Raw genomic sequence first — 2481 nt, forward strand, 5'->3', positions numbered from 1 at the left:
GTCAGTCCCGGCCGCCCTTCTCGCCGACCGGCCAGGTTCCGGTCGAACGCTCGATCGCCTTGGCGCCCGCGCGGTCCACGGCGCTGCGCACCACCGCGAAGATGGCGCCCTGGATCGCGGCGGCCAGCAGCACTTCGCCCCAGCCGCGGTCCTTGTCCAGCGCGTCGGGTGCGTCCTCCTCGTTCCGGATCGCCATCCACGTCCTGCGGAAGGCGAGCCCGGCCAGCCAGCCGCCCGACCAGCCGAGCACGAACCCGAGGGGCTGGTACGCGAGGGACATCTTCTTCTTCTTTGCCACGGGAACTCCTTGGTAGCTGAGGGGGTGAAGGTGGTCAGGGGGTGTGTGCCGCCGGGATCCGCTCCTCGGCGCGGACCGGCCCGGGCGGTGTGCCGTCACCGAACGGCCGGCCGGCCAGCTCCTCGCGGTGGTGCGGGGTATGCCAGCTGGACAGGTCCGGGCCCAGGGGGACGACGCGGGTCGGGTTGATGCCCGTGTGGACCCGGTAGTAGTGGCGCTTGATGTGGTCGAAGTCGACGGTGTCGCCGAACCCGGGCGTCTGGTACAGGTCGCGGACGTACGCCCACAGCACCTGGTTCTCCGTCAGCTTCCAGCGGTTGCACTTGAAGTGGCCGTGGTAGACCGCGTCGAAGCGCACCAGCGTGGTGAACAGCCGGATGTCCGCCTCGGTGATCGTGTCGCCGACGAGGTACCGCTGCCGCTCCAGCCGGCCCGCGAGCAGCTCCAGCCGGCGGAACACCCCGGCGCAGGCGGTCTCGTACTCCGCCTGCTCGGTGGCGAAACCCGCCTTGTAGACGCCGTTGTTGACGTCCTCGTAGACGCCCGCCATCACCTCGTCGATCTCGTCGCGCAGCTTGTCCGGATACAGGTCGGGCGCGCCGTCCCGGTGCAGGGCCGTCCACTCGGTCGCGAGGTCGAGGGTGAGCTGCTGGTAGTCGTTGGTCACCAGCCGGCCGCTGGGCACGTCCACGATCGCCGGCACACTGACACCGCCGGGGTAGTCGCTCTCGCGCCGGTCGTAGGCCTCGCTGAGATAGCGGATGCCGAGGACCGGGTCGCGGCCGTCCTCGTCGAGCGTGAAGCGCCAGCTGCGGTCGTCCTGGATCGGGTCGGTGACGGCCAGGGACAGGGCGTCCTCCAGGCCGAGCAGCCGTCGGGACACCAGCGACCGGCTCGCCCACGGGCAGGCACGGCTGACGACCAGACGGTAGCGGCCGGTCTCGACCGGCCAGCCGTCCCGGCCGTCCGCGGTGATGCGGTCCGCGAAGTGCGCCTTGGACCGTTTGAACGTCCTCCTTCCGTAGCCGGTGTTGCCGTCGTCGCCGTCGTCGCGGCTCATGGGGGTGACCTCCTTGCCGTACGTGGACCCTGGTGAACGCGTTCCCCGTTTTCCGCCGACGGCACGGTGTGAGCACCGCCGACCGGGGCAATCGGCGTGGGTGACTGATGAAGGAAGTGATCGCAGGACTCGCGTCACCGTGCTGGTGGCGCTCGCGGCCAATCTGGTGATCGCGGTGGCCAAGACAATCGGCGGCCTGGCGGCGGGATCGCCCGCCCTGCTGTCCGAGGCGGCCCACTCGGTGGCCGACAGCCTGAACGAGGTGTTCCTGCTCGCGGCGCTGCGCCGCAGCCGCCGCCCCGCCGACCGGCGTCATCCTTTCGGCTACGGCAAGGAGCGGTTCTTCTGGTCGCTTCTGGCGGCCGTCGGCATCTTCGTCATGGGAGGCTGTTTCTCCTTCTTCCAGGGTTTCGAGGCCCTGGCGAGCGGTGCGGAGGAGGAACTCGGCGGCTATGTGGCCGGCCTGATCGTGCTCGGGATCGCCCTCCTCGCGGAGGGGGGTTCACTGCTGCGGGCGCTCTACCAGGTGCGTCGGCAGGGCGGCGCCGGAGCCGGGATGCGCGATCCGGCCCTGCGGACGGTCGTCGCCGAGGACGGCACCGCGGTGCTCGGCGTCACCCTGGCCATCGTGGGCATGGCACTGCACATGGTCACCGGCCAGGTGGTGTGGGAGGCGTCCGCCTCGCTCGCGATCGGCGCGCTGCTGGTCTACGTGGCCTTCCGGCTGGGCCGTGACGCCCGCGACCGGCTGATCGGCGAGGCGGCGGACCCGGAGTCGAGCGGGCGGATCGAGTCGCTGCTGCGGGCCCAGCCGGAGATCGACAGTGTGGAAGCGCTGTTCACGATGAAGACGGGCCTCGACACGGCTCTGGTGGCCGCCCGCGTCGACCTGGTGCCCGGCCTGGACAGCGAGCGCGTGGAGGATGTCGCCGTCCGCATCAAGCGGTCCATCGCCCGGACCGTGCCCGAGGCGGACCAGATATTCCTCGACGTGACGGACCGACCCGCCCGCGAGGCAGCGGAAAGCCCCGCCGCGACGGGGGAACGCGGCGGGGCCTGAACCTCGCGTGCCCCCTCAGCATGTCGGGGTCCCTCCCACATGGCCGGCCTGCCCAAATCGGTC

The 2481-nt window shown here is 71.0% G+C and carries 3 protein-coding genes; 1 reads left to right on the forward strand and 2 read right to left on the reverse strand.

The annotated features are described in order from the left end of the window. Nucleotide 1: 1 nt before the first annotated feature. Complete coding sequence (locus ABZ281_RS45880) at nucleotides 2-298, reverse strand: DUF4235 domain-containing protein (RefSeq protein WP_356664382.1); 297 nt, start codon at nucleotides 296-298, stop codon at nucleotides 2-4. A 34-nt stretch (nucleotides 299-332) separates the two neighbouring features. After that, entirely contained in the window at nucleotides 333-1358 is a 1026-nt protein-coding gene (locus ABZ281_RS45885) for a glutathione S-transferase C-terminal domain-containing protein (RefSeq protein WP_356664384.1), read from the reverse strand. Nucleotides 1359-1371: 13 nt separating this feature from the next. On the opposite strand from ABZ281_RS45885, the gene ABZ281_RS45890 reads away from it, so the two are divergent. Next, nucleotides 1372-2418, forward strand: coding sequence for a cation diffusion facilitator family transporter (locus ABZ281_RS45890; protein WP_356664386.1), 1047 nt, complete (start codon nucleotides 1372-1374; stop codon nucleotides 2416-2418). Nucleotides 2419-2481: the final 63 nt, after the last annotated feature.

The sequence above is a fragment of the Streptomyces sp. NPDC006265 genome (genome assembly GCF_040613555.1).
Classification (GTDB): Bacteria; Actinomycetota; Actinomycetes; order Streptomycetales; family Streptomycetaceae; genus Streptomyces.

Coding starts and splice junctions, on each gene's coding strand:
- ABZ281_RS45885 (WP_356664384.1), bottom strand. CDS start 1,358: ATGAGCCGCGACGACGGCGACGACGGCAACACCGGCTACGGAAGGAGG.